Here is a 26807-nt window from a genome sequence, read left to right as displayed (position 1 = left end):
GATTAATAACGGCGACGTTTCATAACGTCGCCGTTATTGCATCCGCCTGGACCGTAGGAATCAGACCACCTTTGCAACCGTTACCGTCCTACGGCAACGAACTGCGATAGGTGCGTCTGTTGCCTACAAGGTCAATCCGTTTTGGCGCATTTACTGCGAAGTCCACGGCCCATACCGTCGTACGACAGCAGAGGCACCAATATCGGAAAGGCACCTGCCGTGTGTGGGATCAGTGATGTCTCCCAGGCTTCGAGCCTGGGTGATTGCTCGCTGATGACAACTACAAACAAGGATCGGGATCGTCATGCGCCATACCACTGTTCTATCCGCAATTTTTGGCACCAGCCTGCTGGCTGTGGCCACGATGGGCCAAGCCGCCGACAAGAAGAGCCTGGTGTTCTGCTCTGAAGGCAGCCCGGCCGGGTTTGACACCGCGCAGTACACCACCGCCACCGACAACGATGCGGCCGAGCCGCTGTACAACCGCTTGGTTGAGTTCGAAAAAGGCGCGACCAATGTGGTACCTGGGTTGGCAACCAAGTGGGATATTTCCGAAGACGGCCTGACCTACACCTTTCATTTGCGTGAAGGGGTGAAATTCCACAGCAACAAGGAATTCAAGCCGACGCGCGACTTCAACGCCGACGACGTGCTGTTCACCTTCAACCGCATGCTTGACCCCGACCACCCGTTTCGCAAGGCCTACCCCACCGAGTTTCCATACTTCAACGGGATGAGCCTGAACAAGAACATTGCCAAGGTCGAGAAAACCGACCCGCACACCGTGGTGATGACCTTGAATACGGTTGACGCCGCGTTCGTTCAAAACATCGCCATGAGCTTTGCCTCGATTCTGTCGGCCGAGTACGCCGAGCAGTTGCTCAAGGAAGGCAAGCCCAGCGACATCAACCAGAAGCCGATCGGCACTGGCCCGTTTGTGTTCCAGCGTTATCAGAAAGACTCGCAGATCCGTTACGTGGCTAACAAACAGTACTGGGACCCAAGCCGGGTCAAGCTGGACCAACTGATCTTCGCCATCAACACCGATGCGTCGGTACGGGTACAGAAGCTCAAGGCCGGCGAATGCCAGATCACGCTGCACCCGCGCCCGGCCGACGTCGACGCCCTCAAGGCCGACCCGAACCTGCAACTGCTGACCAAACCCGGCTTCAACCTGGGTTACATCGCCTACAACGTGCGCCACAAACCCTTCGACCAGCTCGAAGTGCGTCAGGCGCTGGACATGGCGGTGAACAAGCAAAGCATCCTCAACGCCGTGTACCAGGGCGCCGGCCAACTGGCGGTCAACGCCATGCCGCCGACCCAGTGGTCCTACGACGACACCATCAAGGACGCTGCCTACAACCCGGAAAAAGCCAAGGAATTGCTCAAGGCCGCCGGTGTCAAGGAAGGCACCGAGATCACCCTGTGGGCGATGCCGGTGCAACGTCCGTACAACCCCAATGCCAAGCTGATGGCCGAAATGCTGCAAAGCGATTGGGCCAAGATCGGCCTCAAGGTCAAGATCGTCAGCTACGAATGGGGCGAGTACATCAAGCGCACCAAGAACGGTGAGCACGACGTCAGCCTGATCGGCTGGACCGGCGACAACGGTGACCCGGACAACTGGCTGGGCACTCTTTACAGCTGCGACGCCATCGGCGGGAACAACTACTCCATGTGGTGTGACCCGGCGTACGACAAGCTGATCAAGCAAGCCAAGGTCGTCACCGACCGCGAACAAAGGACTGTTCTGTACAAACAGGCGCAGCAACTGCTTAAAGCACAGGTGCCGATCACGCCCGTCGCCCACTCGACGGTCAACCAGCCGTTAAGCGCCAAAGTCGAAGGTTTCAAAGTCAGCCCCTTCGGCCGCAACGTGTTCTCGGGCGTCAGTATCAACCCATAAAAAAATAACCGGATTGCAGGGAGCGACGTTGGCTCCCTGGCAAACGTGCAGCCTTTTGTTGCGAAATTTCCTACAGCAAACGTTTGCAAAGGCTTGAACGAGTTACACACCCAATAGCCGGTTCACCTAAAAAGACCGGCATTAAAAAGAGAACCAAAGGAGCTTCACCCATGAAACTGAGCAGCAAAGCGCTTCTGGCCCTGGCCATCAGCAGCATCACGGCAACCGCCTTCGCTGAAACCCAAAGCCAGGACTTCGTCCCTACCACGTTGGCCGGCACCAGCGCCCAAAGCGAGGCCAAAGGCTTTATCGACGGTCAAAGCCTGGGCGGTACCACCCGTAACTGGTTTTCCAACGAGCAGCGTTTCCGTGGTAGCAAGTTCACTTACCAGAAGCACGGCGAGGCTCGCACCGACGCCTACCGTACCAACTGGCTGCAAGGCACCATCCTTAACTACTCCTCGGGCTTCACCCAAGGCACTGTTGGGGTAGCAACCGAAGTAGCGGGTTACAACGTCATCGCGCTCGACCAGAGCAAGCGTGACATCAAGGGCGGTTCCAACCGTACCCTGGCCGACTCCGACGGCGATGCAGTAGGCCAGTGGAGCAAACTGGGTCTGGCCAACGTCAAGTTCCGTGTGTCCAACACCACCTTGACCGCCGGTCGCCAGAACTTCAGCAGCGGCATCGTCGACACCATCGGCAACCGTGCACTGCCGTCGAGCTTTGAAGGTTTTGCCCTCAACAGCGAAGAGTTCAGCAACCTGTCGTTCCAGGGCGCTTACTTCGACCGCGTGTCGCCACGTACCGAACAGAGCCTGTCGAAATTCCGCAGCGAATACGGCAATGGCCAGGAAGCGGATCACGTCTACACCGCGGGTGTGAACTACCAGCCGTTCAAGAGCCTGAAAACCAGCTTCTTCGGCGCTCAAGTCAAAGACTTCTGGAACCAGTACTACTTCGGCGCAACCCATGAACTGGGTGACAGCCAGCAACTGAGCCTGACCACCGGCCTGAACTACTACAAAACCGTCGACGAAGGCAAAAAGTTGATGGGCAAGATCGACAACGACACTTACTCGCTGTCGCTCGGCCTGACTCACCAGGCTCACAGCCTGACCTTCTCGTACCAGGAAGTGAACGGTAACGAGTACTTCGACTACCTGCACGAAACCAACGGTATCTACCTGGCCAACTCCCTGACGTCCGACTTCAACGGTCCGAACGAGAAATCGTTCCAGATCGCTTACGGCATCAACATGGCCGAATACGGCGTGCCAGGCCTGAAGTTCAACATCTACTCGGCTCGCGGCTGGGCATCGACGGCACTCACTACACCGGCGACGGCGGCCGTGCCGGCTTTGCTTACAACGGTATCCAGACCCAGGACGGCGAGAAACACCAGGAATACGGCGTGGGTACTTCCTACGCGATTCAAAGCGGCGCACTCAAGGCCACCACCATTCGTGGTACCTACGTGACTCACCGTGCCAGCGCCAACCAGGCTGACGGCAACCTGCGTGAGTTCCGCCTGGTCACCACCATCCCGTTCAACATTCTTTAATTAGCGCCAGGTAGACGGCGGGCTCAGGACGAGCCCGCGGTCTACGCTTGTCTGGTTCACTCGATTGCAGAGGGCTCTGAATGAAAATGCTCCCGTTACAAGCTGCCATTGCCGCTGCGCTATTGAGCGTTGCGATCGGCGTTTCGGCCAAACCGTTGGTGGTCTGCACCGAAGCCAGCCCGGAAGGTTTTGACCCGGTCCTGTACACCACCGCCGTCACCGCTGACGCCGCGGCAGAAACCATGTTCAACCGCCTGGTGGACTTCAAGCCCGGCACCACCGAAGTCGTGCCTGCCCTGGCCAAAGACCTGCCGGAAATCAGCGCCGATGGCCTGACCTACACGTTCCACCTGCGTGACGACATCAAGTTCCACACCACCGATTACTTCAAACCCACGCGCAACATGAATGCCGACGACGTGCTTTGGAGCTTCCAGCGCCAGCTGGACCCGAATCACCCGTGGCACAACAAGTCCAACGTGGGCTACCCGTACTTTGAAAGCATGGGTTTCAAGGAACTGCTCAAGAGCGTAGAGAAGACCGACGACCACACCGTGGTCTTCACCCTGACCCGTCCTGAAGCACCGTTCCTGTCCGATCTGGCCATGGCGTTTTCCTCGATTCACTCCGCCGAATACGCCGACCAGTTGCTCAAGTCCGGCAAGACCGATGACCTGAACGCCAAGCCCATCGGCACCGGCCCGTTCATCTTCAACCGTTACGCCAAAGACGCCCAAGTGCGCTTCAAGGCCAACCCGGACTACTTCCGTGGCAAGCCGCCGGCTGACCCGTTGATCCTGGCCATCACTACCGACAGCAACGTGCGCCTGCAAAAGCTCAAGGCCAACGAATGCCAGATCGCGCTGTATCCCAAGCCCGATGATGTGCCGAGCGCCAAGGCTGATCCCAACCTGAAAGTCGCGGAACTGGCGGCGATGACCACCAGCTACACCGCCTTGAACACCACCCACAAGTACATGAGCGACGCGCGCGTGCGCCACGCGATCAACATCGCGTTCGACAAAAAAGGCTACAACGAGTCCCTGTACGGCAAAGGCAACGCAATCGACGCCACCGGCCCGTACCCGCCAACCCTGCTGGGCTTTAGCGACAAGCTCAAAAACCCACCGCGTGACCTGGACAAGGCCCGCGCCCTGCTCAAGGAAGCCGGCGTACCGGAAGGCACCGAGTTCACCCTGTTCACCCGTAACGGCGGCGGCCCGACCAATCCCAACCCGATGCTCGGCGCCCAGCGCATGCAGGCGGATCTGGCGCAGATCGGCCTGAAAGTGAACATCAAGGTCATGGAATGGGGCGAAATGCTCAAGCGTGCCAAAAACGGTGAGCACGACATGGTGTCCGCCGGTTGGGCGGGGGATAACGGGGACCCGGATAACTTCCTCACACCAAACCTGAGTTGCGATGCAGCCAAAAACGGCGAAAACTACGCCCGCTGGTGTAACAAAGAGTTTCAAGACTTGATCGACAAGGCACGCGCTATCGCTGAACCGGCCCAGCGCGCTGCACTCTATGAACAAGCACTGGACGTTTTCGAGAAGGACCAACCATGGATTCCCATGGCTTACCCGAAAATGTTCACCGCCATGCGCAAAAACGTCGAGGGTTATACCCAAAGCCCTCTGACGACCAATAACTTCGCCACCACCCAGGTGAAGTAATAAGAGAAGACGCTCGGCACCGTCGCCATTGACGGTGCCGAACCTGCCTAACCGGCTGATTGAGGTACACAACAAGATGTTTAGTTTTATTGCCCGCCGATTGGGGTTATTGATCCCCACGTTTTTCGGCATCACGTTGCTGACGTTTGCGTTGATTCGCATGATCCCCGGCGACCCTGTCGAAGTCATGATGGGCGAACGACGAGTCGACCCCGAGATGCACGCACAGGCAATGGAACGCCTCGGCCTTAACAAGCCGCTGTACGCGCAATACCTGGACTACGTAGGCAAACTCGCCCACGGCGACCTCGGTGAGTCCCTGCGCACGCGCACCAGCGTGTGGACCGAATTCACCGCCCTCTTCCCTGCGACCCTGGAACTGTCCATGGCCGCCCTGTTGTTCGCCGGTATCCTGGGCCTGTTGGCCGGGGTGATCGCGGCCTTGAAACGAGGATCCCTGTTCGACCATGGGGTGATGGGCATCTCCCTGGCGGGATATTCGATGCCGATCTTCTGGTGGGGCCTGATCCTGATCATGTTCTTCTCGGTAAGCCTGGGCTGGACCCCGGTTTCCGGGCGTATCGACCTGCTCTACGACATCGAGCCGCGCACCGGCTTCATGCTGATCGACACGCTGCTGGCTGACGAGCCGGACGCGTTCTTCGACGCCCTGCACCACTTGATCCTGCCGGCCATCGTGCTCGGCACCATCCCGCTGGCGGTTATCGCGCGGATGACCCGTTCGTCGATGCTCGAAGTCCTGCGCGAAGACTATATCCGTACCGCCAAGGCCAAAGGCCTGTCGCCGGCGCGCGTGGTATTCGTCCACGGCCTGCGTAACGCGCTGATCCCGGTACTCACCGTGGTCGGCCTGCAAGTGGGCACTCTGCTGGCCGGTGCGGTTCTGACCGAAACCATCTTCTCGTGGCCCGGCATCGGCAAATGGCTGATCGAAGCCATTGGCGCACGGGACTATCCCGTGGTGCAAAACGGCATCCTGTTAATCGCCTGCCTGGTGATTCTGGTGAACTTCGTGGTGGATATCCTCTACGGCTTCGCCAACCCACGCATCCGTCACCAGCGCTGAGATCATGACCATGACCACACCTACTTCCGCGGTAGCAGTCGATCAAAGCCTGCTGTACCCGTCCCCGTACAAAGAATTCTGGCAAGCCTTTTCCAAGAACAAAGGCGCCGTCGCCGGCCTGCTGTTCATGTTGCTGGTGGTGTTTTGCGCGATCTTCGCCCCTTGGGTTGCGCCGCATAACCCGAGCGAGCAATACCGTGACTTCCTGCTCACCCCTCCAGCCTGGCTGGAAGGCGGGCAGATGCAGTTCCTGCTCGGCACCGACGAACTGGGCCGTGACCTGCTCTCGCGCCTGATCCAGGGTTCGCGCCTGTCCTTGCTGATCGGCTTGTCGTCGGTCGTGATGTCGCTGATCCCGGGCATCCTGCTGGGCCTGTTCGCCGGGTTCTTCCCGCGCCTGCTTGGCCCAACCATCATGCGTTTGATGGACATCATGCTGGCCCTGCCGTCGCTGCTGCTGGCGGTGGCCATTGTCGCGATCCTCGGCCCTGGCCTGATCAACACCGTGATCGCCATTGCGATCGTGTCGCTGCCCTCGTATGTGCGTCTGACCCGTGCTGCGGTGATGGGCGAACTGAACCGCGACTACGTGACGGCCGCCCGCCTCGCCGGCGCCGGCCTGCCACGCCTGATGTTCATCACCGTGCTGCCCAACTGCATGGCGCCGCTGATCGTACAGGCCACCTTGAGCTTCTCTTCGGCGATTCTCGATGCCGCGGCCCTGGGCTTCCTTGGCCTTGGCGTACAACCGCCAACCCCAGAGTGGGGCACCATGCTGGCTTCGGCCCGTGACTACATCGAACGCGCCTGGTGGGTCGTGAGCTTGCCGGGTTTGACCATTTTGCTCAGCGTGCTGGCAATCAACTTGATGGGTGACGGCCTGCGCGATGCGCTGGACCCGAAACTCAAGAACGCCGCCTGAGGAGATTCCCATGTCACTGTTAGAAATCAAGAATCTCAACGTACGCTTCGGCGACGCGACCGCCGTGCCGGTGGTCGATGGCCTCGACATTTCCGTCGACAAAGGCGAAGTACTGGCGATCGTTGGCGAGTCGGGCTCGGGTAAATCCGTGACCATGATGGCGCTGATGGGCCTGATCGAGCACCCCGGCATCGTCACCGCCGACGCCCTGAACTTCGATGGCAAGGACATGCTCAAGCTGAGCAACCGTCAGCGCCGCCAAATCGTCGGCAAAGACCTGGCGATGGTGTTCCAGGACCCGATGACCGCGCTGAACCCCAGCTACACCGTGGGTTTCCAGATCGAAGAAGTGCTGCGCCTGCACCTGAAAATGTCCGGCAAGCAAGCGCGCAAACGTGCGATCGAACTGCTCGAAAAAGTGGAAATCCCGGGCGCCGCCAGCCGTATGGATGCTTACCCGCACCAACTGTCCGGCGGTATGAGCCAGCGTGTCGCAATCGCCATGGCGATTGCCGGCGAACCGAAACTGCTGATCGCGGATGAGCCGACCACGGCCTTGGACGTAACCATTCAGGCGCAGATCATGGAGCTGCTGCTGGCCCTGCAGAAAGAGCAGAACATGGGCCTGGTGCTGATCACCCACGACCTGGCCGTGGTGGCCGAAACCGCCCAGCGCGTGTGCGTGATGTACGCCGGCCAAGCCGTGGAAGTCGGCCAGGTGCCGCAACTGTTCGACATCCCGGCGCACCCGTACAGCGAAGCGCTGCTCAAGGCGATCCCCGAGCACAGCCTGGGCGCCACGCGCCTGGCCACGCTGCCGGGCATCGTGCCCGGTCGTTATGACCGCCCGCAGGGTTGCCTGCTGTCGCCACGCTGCCCGTATGTGCAGGAATCCTGCCGTGCCCAGCGGCCTGGCCTTGACCCGAAAACCAACAGCCTCGCGCGCTGCTTCTACCCCTTGAACCAGGAGGTGGCGTAATGGCCGTCGTTCTTACCGCCCGCGACCTGACCCGTCACTACGAAGTCTCCCGTGGCTTGTTCAAGGGCCACGCGCTGGTACGCGCGCTTAATGGTGTGTCGTTTGAACTGGAAGCCGGCAAGACCCTCGCCGTGGTGGGTGAGTCGGGTTGCGGCAAATCCACCCTGGCCCGCGCGCTGACGCTGATTGAAGAGCCGTCGTCGGGCTCGTTGAAAATCGCCGGCCAGGAAGTCGCCGGTGCCGACAAGGCCCAGCGCAAGCAACTGCGCAAAGACGTGCAGATGGTGTTCCAGAGCCCGTATGCCTCGCTGAACCCACGCCAGAAAGTCGGTGATCAACTCGGCGAGCCGCTGTTGATCAACACCAACCTGTCCGCCGCCGAGCGCCGCGAGAAAGTGCAGGCGATGATGAAGCAAGTGGGCCTGCGCCCTGAGCATTATCAGCGCTACCCGCACATGTTTTCCGGCGGTCAGCGCCAGCGTATTGCACTGGCCCGCGCGATGATGCTGCAACCCAAAGTGCTGGTGGCGGACGAACCGACCTCGGCACTCGACGTGTCGATCCAGGCCCAGGTGCTTAACCTGTTCATGGACCTGCAGCAGGAATTCAACACCGCCTACGTGTTCATTTCCCACAACTTGGCAGTGGTGCAACACGTCGCGGATGACGTGATGGTGATGTACCTCGGCCGCCCGGTGGAAGTGGGCCCCAAGGAAGACATCTACGCCCGTCCGCTGCACCCGTACACCCAGGCGCTGCTGTCGGCCACCCCGACCATCCACCCAGACCCGAACAAGCCGAAGATCAAGATCGTCGGCGAACTGCCCAACCCGCTGAACCCGCCATCTGGCTGCGCGTTCCACAAGCGCTGCCCGTATGCGACAGCGCGTTGCAGCAGCGAGGAGCCGTTGTTGCGGCCGCTGGACAACCGCCAGGTGGCTTGCCACTACGCGGAGCAGTTCGTGGCCTGAGCCTGCTGCAACAAAAAATGCCCTGGCGATAGCGCCAGGGCATGACAGGTGTTCTACAAGCCCTTCCCATCAGGTTGCGCATCAGCCTGTTGGGAGGGGCTTTTTTTGGCTGATCACCACCCGCTTTTGATGACCAAATCCCTTTCAGTATTCGAAACCAATCTAACTGCCTGTCAGTTCTCACAGTAGCCAGCCACGGCCTTTTGCATTGTTATGAGTTCACCCCCTTTATCCAATGGACGGGTAATCGCTCATGACAACCTTCACTGTTTTTTTCTGCGGCACTGGCTCAACCAAGTTTGACGATACTCACGCAAGTTATTGGAACGGTGAGTTGATTTCCACGCTGGCGCAAAACACTCAAAGCGTCAGTAAGGAGTTTGCCGAATGGATTGTTATCGACGGCCCCGGCAGCGGCAACTTGCAGGCCGATGAGATGTTCTCCGAGTCTGGCAATTATCTTCAGTTAAAGGGCACCGCCCTGGGCTCCGGCTGGGAAGAAAATGTGGCTCACGCGGTTAACATCATGAAGGGCACGTTTAGCTGGCAGCGCGAAAAACTGACGGAGGAAAACTACACCCAACTGCAGAAAGCTGGCATTCCGATTGAAGACGTCAAAGTCACCGGTAGTTGGTATTGGCGCACTTACGATTACGGTACGCGCAAAGTAACGCAGCAGCAGTTGCAAGAGCAGATTATCAAGACCTTCCGAAAAGACGGCATCATTCCCACGCGCGTCAACCTGGTCGGCTGGAGCCGCGGCGGGATCAGCTGCCACATGCTGGCCAACGCCATGCTCAACGACAGCGTCTTGAAGAATGTGCCGGTCAATATCTTCGCTGTCGACCCGGTTCCGGGACTCTTGAACTTCCAGAGCAGTCGAGTAACGCTCGGCAGCAACGTCAAAGAGTACGTCGGTTTTTACGCAAGGGACGAGCGATCTTCCGGCTTCGCATGTGTCGTGCCCACCTTTGATAAAAGTACCCATGTTCATATCTATCCAATGCCCGGGCGCCACGCGACCTTGGTGGGTAATGCTGCCCCGACGGAAACCAGGGTGCCAAGGTGTATGCCGAACCCGGCGAGATTGTTCGCCACTTTGCAGAAACTTGCCTGACGCGATGGGGTGTGCGCCTGGAAAAGAAACTCAACCTCACGCCCGGCCAGATAAATGACCGTCTTACAAAAATGAATAATGATTTGAGCGGGTACGTGGCGATGCGTAATACGGTTTACACCACCCGCACGTCGACTGCAGGTGAGCGCAGCATTACCAAGGGCAGCAGCGATATTAAATTCACCGCCGCGAGCGGCACCGATTACCTGCCAGGACAGGGACTTTCAATAGACAAGATAGTGGACAGCGAATACTTCAACGATATCGCGTGATTCAAAGGGAGCTGGTTTAGGGGGATACAGCCCTCCCGTCAGGCGGTGCATACCTGACGGGAGGGGCCGTGCTTCAGGCCGAATCAGGTATCGCTGTCACCTTGATCGCTATCATCGTCATCCGGGGCTTGCTGGTCGTCATCATCCTTGGAACCGCCTTGGTCCTCATCGCCTGGTTCGGCTTCCGACTTGGCCAGCTGCAGGCCCTTGCCCTGCGCTGTCTGCACCGCCGAAAAGCCCGTCTGACTGCCCTGCACCGGGTTATGCGCCCAGGCCGTCGACATCCCCAACGACAACAGCACCAGCACTTTTATCAACAGCACTACACGTTGAAAAATACTCATGGTCGATTTCCGTCCAGTCAGTAGATGAATCCTGCACGACAGCGTTTTACCGTCGCCAGGTTAGAAGCTAGTCCCAATGCCGGGTTTGCGCCAGGCTTCAGGTGTCGCCATCGTCGTAGGTGTCGCTGTCCTCGCCTTCGTTATAAGGGTTTTCTGCGTCTTCCTTCGGCGCGGGTTGGGCTTGGGGTTGCCAACTGCCGGAGTTGACCTCCTTTTGCTTTTTTTTGCTGACGGGGCCGGTGTCCTTCCACTGGGGGGTTCCGGCATCCGCCAGCGCCGCGGTGTGAGCCAAAGCAGTGGACAGCCCCAAGGCGCCCAGCAGCACCACATGAATGGCGCGTTGAGTTATACGCAAGGTCGCCTCCTGATCCGTCGCTGATTGGGTGAATTATTTGAAACGCTAGACCGGATGCGGACTTCTCGCCAATGCCGCTGACAGATGAGGATCAAATGTGGGAGCTGGCTTGCCACATTGAGTCAGCGGCGCGCCCACAAAAAAGGGCGAAGCCATGACAGCTTCGCCCTTTTTTTACCGCTCAGACCTTAATGGTGCTCACGCGTCGCGCGGAATTTCACATCCGGCCAGCGCTCTTCCATCAATGCCAGGTTCACGCGGGTCGGGGCCAGGTAGGTCAGGTGACCACCGCCGTCCACTGCCAGGTTTTCCACGGCTTTGTTGGAGAACTCTTCCAGCTTCTTCTTATCGCTGCAATCGATCCAGCGCGCGGAGTACACGGTGATTGGCTCGTAGGAGCACTCGACCTTGTATTCCTCTTTGAGGCGGCTGGCGACCACATCGAACTGCAGCACGCCGACGGCGCCGAGGATGATGTCGTTGCTGCGCTCGGGGAAGAACACCTGGGTGGCGCCCTCTTCCGCCAATTGCTGCAGGCCCTGGCGCAGTTGCTTGGATTTGAGCGGGTCGCGCAGGCGTACGCGGCGGAACAGTTCCGGGGCGAAGTGCGGGATACCGGTGAAGCCCAGCACTTCGCCCTCGGTGAAGGTGTCACCGATCTGGATGGTGCCGTGGTTGTGCAAGCCGATGATGTCGCCGGCGTAGGCTTCTTCGAGCTGCTCACGCTCGGAGGAGAAGAACGTCAGGGCATCGCCGATGCGCAGGTCCTTGCCGGTGCGCACGTGGCGCATCTTCATACCTTTTTCGTATTTGCCGGAGCAGATACGCATGAAGGCGATACGGTCGCGGTGCTTGGGGTCCATGTTCGCCTGGATCTTGAACACAAAGCCGGTGAATTTCTCTTCGACCGGTTCTACGGTGCGCTCATTGGCAACCCGGGCCAGAGGCTTCGGCGCCCAGTTCACGACGGCGTCGAGTACGTGGTCGACACCGAAGTTGCCCAACGCAGTACCGAAGAACACCGGGGTCAGCTGGCCGTCGAGGAATTCCTGCTGGTTGAACTCATGGCAGGCGCCCTGCACCAGCTCCAACTGATCGACAAAGCGGTCGTACTCGTCACCCAGGTGGGCGCGGGCTTCGTCGGAGTCGAGCTTTTCGATGATTTTCACATCGGTGCGCTCGTGGCCGTGGCCAGCGGTGTAAACGATGATGTAGTCGTCGGCCAGGTGGTACACGCCCTTGAAGTCGCGGTAGCAACCAATCGGCCAGGTGATCGGCGCAGCCTTGATCTTCAGGACCGCTTCGATTTCATCGAGCAACTCGATCGGGTCGCGAATATCGCGGTCGAGTTTGTTGATGAAGCTGACGATTGGCGTGTCACGCAGGCGGCACACGTCCATCAGCGCAATGGTACGTGGCTCAACGCCCTTACCGCCGTCGAGGACCATCAAGGCCGAGTCCACCGCGGTCAGGGTGCGGTAGGTGTCTTCGGAGAAGTCTTCGTGGCCCGGGGTGTCGAGCAGGTTGACCATGTGGTCGCGATACGGGAACTGCATGACCGACGTGGTAATGGAAATACCCCGTTGTTTTTCCATTTCCATCCAGTCGGAGGTGGCATGGCGGTCGGATTTGCGGGATTTCACCGTGCCGGCCACTGCGATTGCCTTGCCCATCAGCAGGAGCTTCTCGGTGATGGTGGTTTTACCGGCATCGGGGTGGGAAATAATGGCGAAAGTGCGGCGTTTCGCGACTTCGGCGGCCTGGTGGGTCATGGGAAATCGCCTGGCAGGTGAGTCAAAAAAGGGCGGCGAGTATAGCGCAAACCCAGGGAGCCAGACCACCGTTCACCCGATTGGGGGTGGCTAAATGCTGCCAAGTGTGGAACCTTTTAAAAGGTAGAGACGTCCACTCCCCTGCTACCGCACTCGTACCAGGGGCTGAAAAATCAGCAAGTTAGCCTGACGAGGCTGCGCTCATGGCTTGATCGCATACCGCGTTGCCGGTATCGGCGAGCTGCTTTTCGCGAACTCATTCGCCGACAGCCAGGAATGGCATTGCCGCTCGGAAATGTGTTCGCCGACAAAAGAAAAAAAGGAGTCCGCCTGTGGCTATTCGCTATGGCAAAGGGCTGATAGGAGGAGCGGTTGTCGTCGCTCTCCTGGCCCTGCTGGTCCACTGGATCGGCATCAACACGATCGAACTGTACCGCGACGATTTGTTGTTTTACCTGCAAGCACACCTGATCCTCGTTCTTGTCTCCATGCTGGCTGCCCTCGTTGTAGGCATCCCCGCCGGTATCCTGCTCAGCCGACCGAACATGGTCGGGCGTGCAGAACGTTTCATGCAGATCTTCAACATCGGCAACACCGTCCCTCCCCTGGCCGTACTGGCCATCGCCCTCGGCGTCCTCGGCATCGGCAGTGGCCCGGCCATCTTCGCGTTGTTCCTCGCCTCGTTGCTGCCCATTGTGCGCAACACCTACGAAGGCCTCAAAAACGTTCAAGGCTCGCTGAAAGAAGCCGCCACCGGCATCGGCATGACGCCGCGTCAGGTGCTGTTTCGCGTGGAATTGCCCAACGCCGTGCCGATCATCATCGGCGGTGTGCGCGTAGCCCTGGCGATCAACGTCGGCACCGCACCGCTGGCGTTCCTGATTGGTGCCAACAGCCTGGGCAGCCTGATCTTCCCCGGCATCGCCCTGAACAATCAGCCGCAACTGCTGCTCGGCGCCGCGTGCACCGCGCTGCTGGCATTGCTGCTTGACGGTCTGGTGACCATGGCCAGCCGCCTCTGGCTGGAACGCGGGTTGCGTCCGTCTTAAGGCTTGGCAAAGGAATTCACATGAAAAAACTGACATTGATATTGAGCTGCGTCCTGCTGTTCGCAGGTTTTGCGCAAGCCGCTGAAAAACCCGTCATCCGCATCGGCGCACGGGTGTTCACCGAACAGACGCTGCTCGCCGAAATCACCTCCCAGTACCTGCGCACCAAGGGTTACGACACCCGCGTGACCGGCGGCCTGGGCAGCAACCTGGCGCGCAGTGCCCAGGAAAGCGGGCAACTGGACCTGATCTGGGAATACACCGGCGTGTCGCTGGTGGCCTACAACCATGTGGACGAGAAGCTCGACAGCGAACAGTCCTACGCCCGAGTCAAAGAACTCGATGCGAAAAAAGGCCTGGTCTGGCTCTCCCCGTCGAAGTTCAGCAACACCTACGCCTTGGCGTTGCCGGAAAACGTGGCCAAGGAGTTCCCGCAGATCAACAGCATCAGCGACCTGACCCAAGCCCTGGCCGAGAAAACCAAAGGCACGCGCCTGGTGGCCCTGGACACCGAGTTCGCCAACCGTTCCGACGGCATGGCCGGCATGGTCAAGCTGTATGACATGAACCTGACCCGCAAAAACACCCGGCAGATGGACGCCGGCCTGGTCTACACCGCGCTGCGTAATGGCCAGGTGTTTGCCGGGTTGGTCTACACCACCGACGGTCGCCTGAATGCCTTCAAATTGAAGCTGCTGGAAGACGACAAACACTACTTCCCGGACTACACCGCTGCGCCGGTGGTGCGTCAGGTTTATCTCGACGCTCACCCGCAATTGGCCGCCGACCTGAAACCGCTGGCCGCGCTGTTCGACGACGCCACCATGCGCCAGCTGAACGCACGGGTCGACGTTGACCATGAAAGCCCCTCCGCCGTGGCCGCAGACTTCCTGCGCCAACATCCCATCAGCCAATAAGAGGAGAAGACATGGAATTTCTGAACGCCTTTTCCCATCTTGATTGGGCCCAGGTCCTGCACCTGACCTGGCAGCACATCACCCTGGTCGGCATCGCCGTTATTCTGGCAATCGTCGTGGGCGTGCCGCTGGGCGTGCTGATGACGCGCTTCCCGACCCTGGCCGGCCCGCTGCAAGCCAGCGCCACCGTGCTGCTGACCGTGCCGTCGATCGCGCTGTTCGGCCTGCTGCTTCCGTTCTACTCCAAGTTCGGCCAGGGCCTGGGGCCGATGCCGGCGATCACCGCGGTGTTCCTCTACTCGCTGCTGCCGATCATGCGTAACACCTACCTGGCCCTGACGGGCGTGGAACCGGGCATCCGCGAAGCCGCCAAAGGCATCGGCATGACCTTCGGCCAGCGCCTGCGCATGGTTGAACTGCCCATCGCCGTGCCCGTGATCCTTGCCGGTGTGCGCACCGCCGTGGTGATGAACATTGGTGTAATGACCATCGCCGCCACCATCGGTGCCGGTGGCCTGGGTGTACTTATTCTGGCTTCCATCAGCCGCAGCGACATGTCGATGCTGATCGTTGGCGCCGTGCTGGTCAGTCTTCTGGCCATCTTCGCCGACCTGCTTCTGCAATGGCTGCAACGCTCGCTGACTCCAAAAGGACTGCTCAAATGATCGAACTTCAAAACCTGACCAAGACTTTTCAAAGCAACGGCAAAACCGTATCTGCCGTGAACGACGTAAGCCTGACCGTCAATGAAGGCGAGATTTGCGTGTTCCTCGGCCCATCGGGTTGCGGCAAAAGCACCACGCTGAAAATGATCAACCGCCTGATCAAGCCCACCTCGGGCAAGATTCTGATCAACGGCGAAGACACCACCGACCTCGATGAGGTGACCCTGCGTCGCAACATCGGTTATGTGATCCAGCAGATCGGCCTGTTCCCGAACATGACCATCGAGGAAAACATCGTGGTCGTGCCCAAGCTGCTCGGCTGGGACAAGCAGAAATGCCACGACCGCGCCCGCGAGTTGATGAGCATGATCAAGCTGGAGCCCAAGCAGTATCTGCATCGCTACCCGCGTGAACTGTCGGGCGGCCAGCAACAGCGCATCGGCGTGATCCGTGCATTGGCGGCCGATGCGCCGCTGCTGCTGATGGACGAGCCGTTCGGCGCGGTTGACCCGATCAACCGCGAGATGATCCAGAACGAATTCTTCGAGATGCAGCGCGCGCTGAACAAGACCGTGATCATGGTCAGCCACGACATCGACGAAGCGATCAAGCTGGGCGACAAAATCGCCATCTTCCGTGCCGGCAAACTGCTGCAGATTGACCACCCGGACACGCTGCTGGCGCATCCGGCGGATGAATTTGTGAGCAATTTCGTCGGCCAGGACAGCACCCTCAAGCGCCTGCTGCTGGTGAAAGCCGAAGACGCGGCGGACAACGCCCCGTCGGTGAGCCCCGAAACCCCGGTGGCCGAGGCCCTGGAGCTGATGGACGAAACGGACCGTCGCTACGTGGTGGTCACCTGTGCCGAGAACAAGGCGCTGGGTTATGTACGACGTCGCGATCTGCACCGTCAGACCGGTACCTGCGGCCAGTACTTGCGCGAGTTCAACGCCACGGCGGCGTATGACGAGCACTTGCGCATCCTGTTGTCGCGCATGTACGAGTTCAACCGCTCGTGGTTGCCGGTGATGGACGCGGAGCGTGTGTTCCTGGGTGAAGTGACTCAGGAATCGATTGCCGAGTACCTGAGTTCCGGTAAGTCGCGTGGCGGCAAGACCAGTATTGTCTCCCCTGCCGAGACCGCCCTGGCCTGATCTGAAACAACCCAGGTCAACCTGTGGGAGGGGGCTTGCCCCCGATGACGGTGTGTCAGTCACTTCATCAGTCACTGATCCACCCCTATCGGGGGCAAGCCCCCTCCCACATTTGCTCGCTGAAATCCCGCCGATTTAGCCCATCCGGGGAACATCAATCCGTCACACCTGTCGGTTACATAAGTAGCTGCACGAGGTCCTGCGACGAACGCGTGCAAAAACGCGACATTTTTAGTTGATCTATGGCCCCTCACGTCCTAAAGTTCGCGCCGAACGTCCATGCTGGAAACGATCCATCCGGCTCAAGTACTGACGACGAGACAGCAAGGCCAAGGGACGCAAGTGATCCCATGGCCTTTTTGCTTTCGGCGACATGCCTTGGGAAGTAGGCGAACCAAAGTGGGGATACGGAGGACGTTCATTTGCACCCATTGATCAAATTAGTTTGCCCTTAGGAGTTCCCAGCATGTCGATCAACGTCGAAGATTATTTCGCGCGCGCCACGTTTGACAAAATGAAGTCGTTCGCCGACAAGCAAGAAACCCCGTTCGTGGTGATCGACACCGCGATGATCAGCCAGGCCTACGATGACCTGCGCGCCGGTTTCGAATTCGCCAAAGTCTATTACGCGGTCAAGGCCAACCCTGCCGTCGAGATCATCGACCTGTTGAAAGACAAGGGTTCGAGCTTCGACATCGCCTCGATCTACGAGCTGGACAAGGTCATGGACCGTGGCGTGAGCCCCGACCGTATCAGCTACGGCAACACCATCAAAAAATCCAAGGACATCCGCTACTTCTACGAGAAGGGCGTGCGTCTGTTCTCCACCGACTCCGAAGCCGACCTGCGCAACATCGCCAAGGCCGCGCCGGGCTCGAAAGTCTATGTGCGTATCCTCACCGAAGGCTCGACCACGGCTGACTGGCCGCTGTCGCGCAAATTCGGCTGCCAGACCGACATGGCCATGGACCTGCTGATCCTCGCCCGTGACCTGGGCCTGGTGCCATACGGCATCTCCTTCCACGTCGGCTCGCAGCAGCGCGACATCAGCGTGTGGGACGCGGCGATCGCCAAGGTCAAAGTGATCTTCGAACGCCTGAAAGAAGAAGACGGCATTCATCTGAAGCTGATCAACATGGGCGGTGGCTTCCCGGCCAACTACATCACCCGCACCAACAGCCTGGAAACCTACGCCGAAGAAATCATCCGTTTCCTCAAGGAAGATTTCGGCGACGACCTGCCGGAAATCATCCTGGAACCAGGCCGTTCGTTGATCGCCAACGCCGGCATCCTGGTCAGCGAAGTGGTGTTGGTTGCGCGTAAATCCCGCACCGCCGTCGAGCGTTGGGTGTACACCGACGTGGGCAAATTCTCCGGCCTGATCGAAACCATGGACGAAGCCATCAAGTTCCCGATCTGGACCGAGAAAAAAGGCGAGATGGAAGAAGTGGTCATCGCCGGCCCTACCTGCGACAGCGCCGACATCATGTACGAAAACTACAAGTACGGCCTGCCGCTGAACCTGGCGATTGGTGACCGTTTGTACTGGCTGTCGACCGGTGCGTACACCACCAGCTACAGCGCTGTGGAATTCAATGGCTTCCCGCCGTTGAAGTCTTACTACGTGTAAGCAATTCGCACACAAAAAACCCATGACATGTCATGGGTTTTTTTTGGTCAGGACAGGCTCGCGGCGCGCTGTTGGTAGGCCTCGGCCATCGCCCGGACCTGCGGGTCACTGGCTGCGGCCAACGCGGTGTGAGCCGTTCGCAAAAACTTCAGATTGCCGCCCGCCAGCGCCTTGCGCAGCCACGCCAATGCCTCGTCTATTCGGCCTCGGTCAGCCAATATCGCGGCATAGCTGAACTGCCCGCGAAAATCCCCGCCTTCGGCTGAACGCCGATACCACTCGACAGCCGCCTCAAAATCCCTCGGGCAAGAGTGGCCGTCTTCCAAATAACGCCCCAGCAGGTTCATCGACTTGGCATGGCCCTGCTCTGCAGCCAGCCGATAAAACCCCAGCGCTTGCGGTCGGTCTTCGTCGACACCACGACCGGTGGCCAGCAGGTTGGCATAGTTGTACTGGCCCCAATCCAACCCGGCCTCTGCCGCCAGGCGATACTCCCGCGCAGCTGCCGCTTCATCGACGGCGCAGCCCCAGCCATGTTCCAGGCAACGCCCGGCCATATTGCGTGCCATCAACTGCCCGCCGTTGGCGGCGATCTGGAACCAGCGCAGCGCCAGCGCTTCATCGCGCGCAATGCCGCGCCCTTCCAGCAGGATTTGCCCCAGCAAGGCCTGGGCGTCTACCACGCCCTCCTTGGCGGCCATCAAAATCGCCTGGGCGGCGCGCACCGGGGAATCGTCGAGCATGCTTTGCAGTTGCTCGACGTTGAGCACTTCTTCACGGTGCAGTAAAAAGCCCATGTCAGACCTCGACCCAGCGGCGCAACAGGTTGTGGTACGTGCCGGTGAGCTGGATCAGCGCTGGATGGTCAGGAACATCGCGGGTCAGTTGCTGGATGGCGCCGTCCATCTCGAACAGCAAGGTGCGCTGGCTGTCTTCACGCACCAGGCTTTGGGTCCAGAAGAACGAGGCGTAACGCGCGCCACGGGTTACGGCGTTGACCTTGTGCAGGCTCGAACCCGGGTACAGCACCATGTCGCCGGCCGGCAGTTTGACCCGCTGCAGGCCGAAGGTGTCCTGGATCTCCAGCTCGCCGCCGTCGTATTCCTCGGGGTCGCTGAAAAACAGCGTGGACGACAGGTCCGTGCGCACCCGTTCATGGCTGCCCCGCGCCTGGCGCACGGCGTTGTCGATATGGAAGTCGAAACTGCCACCGGCCGTGTAGCAATTGAGCAAAGGCGGGAAGACCTTGTGCGGTAACGCCGCTGACATAAACAGCGGGTTTTTCCACAAACGCTCGAGCATCGCCGCGCCAATTTCCTTGGCCAGCGGGTGGCCTTCGGGCAATTGCAGGTTGTGTTTGGCTTTGGCGGACTGATGCCCGGCGGTGATTTTACCGTCGGCCCACTCGGTGCTTTCCAAGGCTTGGCGAATGCGCAGCACCTCCTCGCGAGAGAACAGGCCGGGAATGTGCAGCAGCATGGGGCAGTACCTGAAGGCAGAGAGGCGCCAATGGTATTGATTCTTATCCGCCCTGTAAAACGCGGGTGACGAACGAGTTGGTAAAAACCGTAAGCAAAAAGTGTAAAGAATGTAAATTCAGTGCGAATAGTAATGTATCGCAATTGATAGAAACTCTTGTTGACCCTATATTCCGCGGCCTTACAACCTTGGGGAAGGGACACGTCAATGTCGCGCACACTGCTAAAAACACCAGCCAGTTCACCACGCATGCTGGCTTCGGCCATCGGCGTCGCACTCAGCGCCAGCTCTGCCGCCCAATTGGCACAAGCGGCCGAGAGCACCGAACAGAAAGGCGAGCGCAACAGCATCTCCCTGGGCGCCACCAGCATTACCGGCCAGGAGCAGGACAACACGTCCTACCAGGTGGAAAAAGCCGCTTCGCAAAAGTACACCGCGCCATTGGTAGACACCCCGCGCTCGGTGACCGTGGTGCCGCAACAAGTGCTCAAGGACACCGCCGCCACCTCGTTGCAGGACGCCTTGCGCACTGTACCGGGCATTACTTTCGGTGCCGGTGAAGGCGGTAACCCTCAGGGCGACCGTCCGTTCATTCGCGGCTTTGATGCCCAGGGCGACACTTATCTGGACGGCGTGCGCGACACTGGCGGCCAGAGCCGCGAGATCTTCGACATCGAATCGATTGAAGTCAGCAAAGGCCCGAACTCCTCGTTCGGCGGTCGCGGCTCGGCGGGCGGCAGCATCAACCTGGTGAGCAAAACGCCACAGGCGCGCGACTTCACCAACGGCGGTTTCACCTACGGCTCCGACCAGACCCGCCGCTACGTGCTCGACGTGAACCGCCAGTTCCTCGACAACGCCGCGTTTCGCTTGAACCTGATGAGCCACGAGCAGAACGTGGCTGGCCGCGATGTCATCGACTATGACCGCTGGGGTGTTGCGCCGTCGCTGACCTTCGGCCTGGGCACGCCGACGCGCGTCAACTTCAGCTACTACCACATGGAAAGCAACGACCTGCCGGACTCGGGCATTCCCTACGGCTACAGCTCGCCGACCGCCACTGCCCACGGGCACGACAAACCCACCGATGGCGGCGACAGCAACAACTTCTATGGTTTGAAAGACCGCGACTTCCGCAAGACCCGCGCCGATATCAGCACGTTCTCCATCGAGCACGACCTGAACGACAACATGACGCTGAAAAACACCCTTCGCCATGGCAGCACCGGCCAGGACTACGTGCTCACTCAACCGGACGACAGCCAGCGCAACGTCAGCCGTTTCGGCACCGTGTGGCGCCGTGCCAACACGCGAGTGTCGACCACCGACACCACCACCAACCAGACCGACCTGTTCGGCAATTTCCAGCTGGCGGGCATGAAGCACTCGTACTCCACCGGCCTGGAATTCACCGGCGAAGAAACCCGCGTCAGTGGCTACACGGTCAGCCCGAACGCCAACCCGACCTGCACCGTGGCCAAAGGCAGCCTGGGCGGGCAGTGCACCTCACTGAGCAACCCGACGCCAGACGACGCCTGGACCGGCAGCGTCGCGCGCAACTACTACGGCACCAACACCAAGGCCACCAGCCGCGCCGCCTACGCGTTCGATACCATTGAGCTGGACCCGAAATGGCTGTTGAACCTGGGCCTGCGCTACGACACCTTCGACACCGAAGCCAACACCAACGCCGCCGCGGGGCGCAGCAAAATCAAGGACGACAGCCAGTTCTTCAACTGGCAGGCGGGCCTGGTCTGGAAGCCGCTGGAGAACGGCAGCATCTACACCTCCTACGCCACCTCGGCATCGCCTGCCGGCGGCATGGTCGGTGAAGGCCAGGAAACCAACGGCTTCGTCACCGGCATCAACACCAGCGACCTGAAACCCGAAGAAACCGTCAACTACGAACTGGGCACCAAGTGGGACCTGTTCCACAACCGCCTGTCCCTGACCGGCGCGATCTTCCGTACCGAGAAGAAAAACACGCGCATTCTGGTGGACTCCAACACCTACGAGACCGCGGGCGAATCGCGAGTGGACGGCATCGAACTGTCCGCCAGCGGCAAGCTCACCGAACAATGGCAAGTGTTCGCCGGCTACAGCTACCTGAAAAGCGAGCTGGTTGACCCCGGCAAAAACGGCAACCGCCAGGGTGTCGTCACTGCCGGTTCCAACCAGGGCAACCAAATGCCCAACACGCCGAAAAACACCTTCAGCCTGTGGACCACCTATGACATCACGCCAAAGCTGACCATCGGCGGCGGCGCGTTCTACGTCGACCAGGTTTACGGTGATGCGGCCAACACGGTTTACGTGCCGTCCTACACGCGCTACGACGCCATGGCCAGCTACAAGCTGACCAAGAACGTCGACCTGCAATTGAACGTGCAAAACCTGACCGACAAGACCTACTACGACAAAGCTTACGCGGCGCACTTCGCCAACCAGGCGGCCGGTCGTACGGCGTTGTTGACCACCAGTTTCCACTTCTAAACGCGGCAAACTTCAGGCCCAAAGCCCCACGCATCGGATGCGTGGGGCTTTTGCGTGTAAAACAGAAGATTTCTCGTTAGCCCACGGCATAATGCGCGCCGTGACTTATATATCCAGATGAGCGAGGCGGTCCGACGTGTTGAAGAAAACCCTGTTCCAGTTGCACTGGTTCTTCGGCATTACCGCCGGGCTGGTGCTGGCATTGATGGGGATTACCGGGGCTGCGGTCTCGTTTCAGGATGAAATTCTGCGCGCGCTCAATCCGACCGTATTGAGCGTCGAAAAACGCGAAGCCGGCGTGCTGCCGCCTGCCGAACTGGTGCACAAGCTGGAGGCCACCGAAGGCAAGACCGTGTCGATGCTGTGGGTGGAAAGCGACAGCGCCAACGCTGCGCGCGTGTTCTTCACCGCACCGCCGGGCGAGCGGCGTGGCCAGATGCGCTACTTCGACCCGTACACCGGCAACTACCTGGGCGACGCCGTCGGCCAGGACGTGTTCGGTTTCATCTTGCAACTGCACCGCTTCCTGGCGGCTGGCGATACCGGCCGGCAAATCACTGGCGCCTGCACGCTGATCCTGGTGTTCTTCTGCCTGTCGGGCCTGTACCTGCGCTGGCCGCGCCAGGTGGCAAGCTGGCGCGCCTGGCTGACGCTGGACTGGCGCAAAAAGGGCCGCAGTTTCAACTGGGACCTGCACTCGGTGTTCGGCACCTGGTGCCTGCTGTTTTATCTATTGGCCGCGCTCACCGGCCTGTATTGGTCGTATGACTGGTACAACCAGGGCGTGACCAAACTGCTCTCCGACGCCCCGCAAAATGAACGCATGCGCAAGCGCGGCCCGCCGCCCGAAGGCCCGGCGCCAGTGGCCGACTACGACGCGATCTGGAGCAGCATCTACGCAAACGCCGGCCCCGGCTTGAGCGCCTACAACATCCGCATGCCGGCCGTCGCCGGGCAGCCGGCCATTGTGTATTACCTGCTCAACACATCGCCGCATGACCGCGCGCTGAACCAGATCAACCTCGACCCGGCCACCGGCGAGGTCAAGTCCCATGACCGCTACGCGAGCAAGACCTTCAAGTCGCAATTGCTCACCAGTGTCTACGCGCTGCACACCGGCAGCTACTTCGGCCTGGTAGGCCGCATCATCCTGACCGTCAGTGCGCTGTGCATGCCGCTGTTCTTTATTACCGGCTGGCTGCTGTACCTCGACCGCCGCCGCAAAAAGCGCCAGGTACGCGATGCCCGCAAAGGCCTCGGCGCCAACCACAGCGACACCCCGGCGTGGCTGATCGGCTTTGCCAGCCAGAGCGGCTTTGCCGAACAGCTTGCGTGGCAGACGGCCGGGCAATTACAGGCCGCCGGCCTGCCGGTGAAGGTGCAGCCGTTGGGCAGTGTCAGCCAGCAAGACCTGTGTGAGTCAGAACATGCACTGTTTGTGGTCAGCACCTTCGGCGACGGCGAAGCGCCCGACAGCGCCCGCGGTTTCGAACGCAGCGTGCTCGGCCAGGACCTGTCGCTCAAAGGCCTCAACTACTCGGTGCTGGCCCTGGGTGACCGCCAGTACCAACACTTCTGCGGCTTTGCCCGGCGCCTGCATTTCTGGCTGACCCATCAAGGCGGCAACCCGTTGTTCGCGCCTGTGGAAGTCGACAGCGGCGACACCGACGCGCTGCTGACCTGGCAACAGCAACTGGGCCAGCTCACCGGCCATGCGCCGGCATCCGCCTGGCAAACCGCCCAGTACGAAAACTGGACCCTGACCCGACGCACCCTGCTCAACCGCGACAGTGTCGGCTCGGACATCTACTTGCTCGGCCTCACACCGCCTGCGCCACACACTTGGCTGGCCGGCGATCTGGTGGAAATACTGCCGCGCAATTGCCCGTGGGCCATTGAACACTTCCTCGCCGGCCTGGGCCTGGCCGGCAGCGACGGCGTGTTGATCGAGGGCCTTGCGCAAACCCTCAACCAAGCCCTGGCAACCCGCCAACTGCCGGACAACCGCGCGCACTTGGTCGGCCTGCATGCCCAGGCACTGGTGAACGCCCTGGTGCCCCTGGGCATGCGCGAATACTCCATCGCCTCGATTGCCAGCGACGGCGTGCTGGAGCTGATCGTGCGCCAGGAACGTCACCCCGACGGCAGCCTGGGCCTGGGTTCCGGCTGGCTCACCGAACACGCCGCCCTCGGCTCAAGCATCAGCCTGCGCCTGCGTCGCAACAGTGGTTTCCATCTGCCTGAGGCGCCAGTGCCGCTGATCCTTTTGGGCAACGGCACTGGCCTTGCCGGCCTGCGCAGCTTGCTCAAGGCGCGCATTGCCGCTGGCCAGCAGCGCAACTGGCTGCTGTTTGGCGAGCGCAATATCGCCCACGACTACCTGTGCCAGGACGAGCTGCAAGGCTGGCTGGCCAGCGGCGATCTGGCCCTGCTGGACCTGGCGTTTTCCCGCGATCAGCAAGAAAAAATCTACGTACAGGATCGCCTGCGCGAGTCGGCGGACGTGCTGCGTCGATGGCTGGCGGACGGCGCGGCCATTTATGTCTGCGGCAGTTTGCAGGGCATGGCGACGGGCGTGGACCAGGTGCTGCATGAGGTGCTGGGCAGCGAAGCAGTCGAGCGCCTGATCGAGCAAGGGCGCTATCGCCGGGATGTGTACTAAGCCCTCATAAACACCGAGGATCAAATGTGGGAGCCGGCTTGCCTGCGATGCAGGCACCTCGGTGTATCAGTGACACCAGGGTGATGCAATCGCAGGCAAGCCAGCTCCCACAGTGTTTAAGTGCATTGCAGGTCAGGCAGGCTGCAGCTTTTGCTCGAACACCGAGACCCCATCCAAGTCGCGCAAGATCACCGTCAACTCCGCCGTTTGCCCGTCAATCTGCACCTCACCAAAAAACTGAAACCCAGCCAGCGGCGAAGTGTTCTGCGCAGGCGGCGCCTTCTCGAACACCACCTGTGGGCCAAAGGTTTTATCCAACGGGTTGGGCCCAAAACTCCCTGCATTCAAAGGCCCGGCCACAAACTCCCAGAACGGTTCGAAATCCTGAAACGCCGCCCGGTCGGGGTGGTAATGGTGCGCCGCGCAGTAGTGCACATCCGCCGTCAGCCACACGTGGTTACGCACCTGCTGGGCACGCAAAAACCCCAACAGTTCGGCAATCTCCAGCTCACGGCCCTGGGCCGGGCCAGGGTCGCCATTGGCAATCGCTTCCCAACGCGGCACGCCGGGGCTGACCTCGCCATCCGGTACGCCAAGGCCGATGGGCATGTCGGCGGCGATGACCTTCCATTGCGCTTTTGAGGCCTTGAGTTCGCGCTTGAGCCAGTCCAGTTGCTCACGGCCCATGAACGGTTTTTCGCCACCCAGGTTGTCGTCGTTGGGGCCGCGGTAACTGCGCATGTCCAGTACGAACACATCCAGCAGCGGGCCGTAGCTGAGCTTGCGATAAATCCGCCCGCCGCCATCGGCGCTTTGCCGACGCATCGGTGAATACTCCAGCCAGGCCTGACGTGCGCGGCCGACCAACATGTTGATGTCCTTGGTCTGATAGCGCTCATCGAGTTGCTTGCTCGGCGACCAGTTATTCACCACCTCGTGATCGTCCCACTGCCAGATCTGCGGCACCTCGGCGTTGAAGCGGCGCACGTTTTCGTCGAGCAGGTTGTAGCGGTAATTGCCGCGGTATTCATCCAGGGTTTCGGCGACTTTGCTCTTGGCTTCGGTGGTGATGTTGCGCCAGATGCGTCCGTCTTCAACGCTCAGTTGCGCCGGCACCGGGCCGTCGGCGTAGATGGTGTCGCCGCTGTGGATAAAAAAGTCCGGCAGGCGCAAGCGCATCGCTTCGTAGATGCGCATGCCGCCAATGTCCGGGTTGATACCAAAGCCCTGGCCGACGGTGTCGCCGCTCCACACAAAACGGATGTCACGGCGTTGTTGCGGCACGCTGCGCAGGTGGCCGAACCACGGCTCGCTGGCGACGCCGGTCTGGGCGTCTTGAAAATGCACGCGGTAAAAGACCGCCTGGTCGACCGGTAACCCCGTGAGTTCGACGCGGGCAGTAAAGTCGGTGCGGCTGTCGGCCAGTGGCGAGATGAATTTTCGCGGGTTGCTGAACACGCTGCGGGTGTCCCATTCCACCACCATCTTGGCCGGGCGGTCGCTGCGGCTCCAGATCATCGCGCGGTCGCCCAGCAGGTCGCCGGACTGCACGCCATCGGTGAGTTGCGGCCGGTCCTTGACCGACGCGATCACCGCCGGCGCCAGGCCCGGCAGCAGCAGGCCGGCGCCGACGGCTTGCATCACGCGGCGACGGCCGAGATCGAAGTGGCTCATGCAGGTGCCCTCTTGAGTATCAAAAGGTCAACTAAAGCACGCGGGGATGAAGCGGATGTGACACCCGACTCGGCAACCCTGGAGCCCCAAATGTGGGAGCGGACTTGCCCGCG

19 protein-coding genes and 2 pseudogenes are annotated in these 26807 nt (G+C 60.3%); 15 read left to right on the top strand and 6 right to left on the bottom strand.

What is annotated here, in order from left to right:
* Nucleotides 1-364: 364 nt before the first annotated feature.
* The 8 genes and pseudogenes from AB5I78_RS04765 (at nucleotide 365) to AB5I78_RS04730 (ending at nucleotide 10500) form a co-directional block, all read left to right on the top strand.
* Nucleotides 365-1909: an ABC transporter substrate-binding protein gene (locus AB5I78_RS04765; protein WP_370004724.1), complete on the top strand. Its 1545-nt coding sequence runs from the start codon at nucleotides 365-367 to the stop codon at nucleotides 1907-1909.
* Nucleotides 1910-2079: 170 nt separating this feature from the next.
* Nucleotides 2080-3473 (top strand): annotated as a pseudogene (locus AB5I78_RS04760) (OprD family porin).
* Between the two features lie 80 nt (nucleotides 3474-3553).
* Nucleotides 3554-5152, top strand: coding sequence for an ABC transporter substrate-binding protein (locus AB5I78_RS04755; protein WP_145165245.1), 1599 nt, complete (start codon nucleotides 3554-3556; stop codon nucleotides 5150-5152).
* 76 nt (nucleotides 5153-5228) lie between these two features.
* Nucleotides 5229-6239: an ABC transporter permease subunit gene (locus AB5I78_RS04750; protein WP_010565541.1), complete on the top strand. Its 1011-nt coding sequence runs from the start codon at nucleotides 5229-5231 to the stop codon at nucleotides 6237-6239.
* Nucleotides 6240-6249: 10 nt separating this feature from the next.
* Nucleotides 6250-7161, top strand: coding sequence for an ABC transporter permease subunit (locus AB5I78_RS04745; protein WP_145165247.1), 912 nt, complete (start codon nucleotides 6250-6252; stop codon nucleotides 7159-7161).
* A gap of 10 nt (nucleotides 7162-7171) precedes the next feature.
* Nucleotides 7172-8140, top strand: coding sequence for an ABC transporter ATP-binding protein (locus AB5I78_RS04740; RefSeq protein ID WP_145165249.1), 969 nt, complete (start codon nucleotides 7172-7174; stop codon nucleotides 8138-8140).
* A complete protein-coding gene (locus AB5I78_RS04735) occupies nucleotides 8140-9111 on the top strand; it encodes a peptide ABC transporter ATP-binding protein (protein ID WP_106578631.1) in 972 nt (323 codons plus the stop codon). Before AB5I78_RS04740 ends, AB5I78_RS04735 begins: the two co-directional genes overlap by 1 nt.
* 253 nt (nucleotides 9112-9364) lie before the next feature.
* Nucleotides 9365-10500, top strand: a pseudogene (locus AB5I78_RS04730) (hypothetical protein).
* An 83-nt stretch (nucleotides 10501-10583) separates the two neighbouring features.
* On the opposite strand, the gene AB5I78_RS04725 reads toward AB5I78_RS04730, so the two are convergent.
* The 3 genes from AB5I78_RS04725 to AB5I78_RS04715 all read right to left on the bottom strand — a co-directional run bounded on the left by AB5I78_RS04725 (nucleotide 10584) and on the right by AB5I78_RS04715 (nucleotide 12971).
* A complete protein-coding gene (locus AB5I78_RS04725) occupies nucleotides 10584-10844 on the bottom strand; it encodes a hypothetical protein (RefSeq protein ID WP_106578629.1) in 261 nt (86 codons plus the stop codon).
* Nucleotides 10845-10941: 97 nt separating this feature from the next.
* A complete protein-coding gene (locus tag AB5I78_RS04720; protein WP_145165253.1) occupies nucleotides 10942-11199 on the bottom strand; it encodes a hypothetical protein in 258 nt (85 codons plus the stop codon).
* A 188-nt stretch (nucleotides 11200-11387) separates the two neighbouring features.
* Complete coding sequence (locus tag AB5I78_RS04715) at nucleotides 11388-12971, bottom strand: peptide chain release factor 3 (RefSeq protein WP_145165255.1); 1584 nt, start codon at nucleotides 12969-12971, stop codon at nucleotides 11388-11390.
* 332 nt (nucleotides 12972-13303) lie between these two features.
* Here AB5I78_RS04715 and AB5I78_RS04710 point away from each other — a divergent pair, with 332 nt between their 5' ends.
* The 5 genes from AB5I78_RS04710 (at nucleotide 13304) to AB5I78_RS04690 (ending at nucleotide 18386) form a co-directional block, all read left to right on the top strand.
* A complete protein-coding gene (locus tag AB5I78_RS04710; RefSeq protein WP_025856261.1) occupies nucleotides 13304-14020 on the top strand; it encodes an ABC transporter permease in 717 nt (238 codons plus the stop codon).
* A 20-nt stretch (nucleotides 14021-14040) separates the two neighbouring features.
* Complete coding sequence (locus AB5I78_RS04705) at nucleotides 14041-14937, top strand: glycine betaine ABC transporter substrate-binding protein (protein WP_242194740.1); 897 nt, start codon at nucleotides 14041-14043, stop codon at nucleotides 14935-14937.
* An 11-nt stretch (nucleotides 14938-14948) separates the two neighbouring features.
* Nucleotides 14949-15602 carry an ABC transporter permease gene (locus AB5I78_RS04700; protein WP_027604864.1) on the top strand — a complete coding sequence of 218 codons (654 nt, stop codon included), beginning with the start codon at nucleotides 14949-14951 and terminating at the stop codon, nucleotides 15600-15602.
* Nucleotides 15599-16756 carry a betaine/proline/choline family ABC transporter ATP-binding protein gene (locus tag AB5I78_RS04695; protein ID WP_053131666.1) on the top strand — a complete coding sequence of 386 codons (1158 nt, stop codon included), beginning with the start codon at nucleotides 15599-15601 and terminating at the stop codon, nucleotides 16754-16756. The genes AB5I78_RS04700 and AB5I78_RS04695 overlap by 4 nt, the downstream gene beginning before the upstream one ends.
* A gap of 466 nt (nucleotides 16757-17222) precedes the next feature.
* Entirely contained in the window at nucleotides 17223-18386 is a 1164-nt protein-coding gene (locus AB5I78_RS04690; RefSeq protein WP_369302583.1) for a type III PLP-dependent enzyme, read from the top strand.
* 47 nt (nucleotides 18387-18433) lie between these two features.
* Here the strand turns inward: AB5I78_RS04690 and AB5I78_RS04685 are convergent, their stop codons facing one another.
* Together AB5I78_RS04685 and AB5I78_RS04680 are read right to left on the bottom strand one after the other, a co-directional pair.
* Nucleotides 18434-19183 carry a tetratricopeptide repeat protein gene (locus tag AB5I78_RS04685; protein ID WP_369302582.1) on the bottom strand — a complete coding sequence of 250 codons (750 nt, stop codon included), beginning with the start codon at nucleotides 19181-19183 and terminating at the stop codon, nucleotides 18434-18436.
* A 1-nt stretch (nucleotide 19184) separates the two neighbouring features.
* Entirely contained in the window at nucleotides 19185-19865 is a 681-nt protein-coding gene (locus AB5I78_RS04680; protein ID WP_369302581.1) for a Fe2+-dependent dioxygenase, read from the bottom strand.
* A 207-nt stretch (nucleotides 19866-20072) separates the two neighbouring features.
* Between AB5I78_RS04680 and AB5I78_RS04675 the strand changes: the two genes are divergently transcribed.
* Nucleotides 20073-22358, top strand: coding sequence for a TonB-dependent receptor (locus AB5I78_RS04675; protein WP_369302580.1), 2286 nt, complete (start codon nucleotides 20073-20075; stop codon nucleotides 22356-22358).
* Nucleotides 22359-22494: 136 nt separating this feature from the next.
* Entirely contained in the window at nucleotides 22495-25020 is a 2526-nt protein-coding gene (locus AB5I78_RS04670) for a PepSY domain-containing protein (RefSeq protein WP_369302579.1), read from the top strand.
* 132 nt (nucleotides 25021-25152) lie between these two features.
* Here AB5I78_RS04670 and AB5I78_RS04665 read toward each other — a convergent pair whose 3' ends face one another.
* Entirely contained in the window at nucleotides 25153-26694 is a 1542-nt protein-coding gene (locus AB5I78_RS04665) for an alkaline phosphatase (protein WP_369302578.1), read from the bottom strand.
* Nucleotides 26695-26807 lie beyond the last annotated feature (113 nt).

The sequence above is a fragment of the Pseudomonas sp. N2-3-1-14 genome (assembly GCF_041228395.1).
In the GTDB taxonomy this organism is placed as follows: domain Bacteria; phylum Pseudomonadota; class Gammaproteobacteria; order Pseudomonadales; family Pseudomonadaceae; genus Aquipseudomonas.
This window is presented reverse-complemented; position numbering and strand designations above follow the sequence as displayed.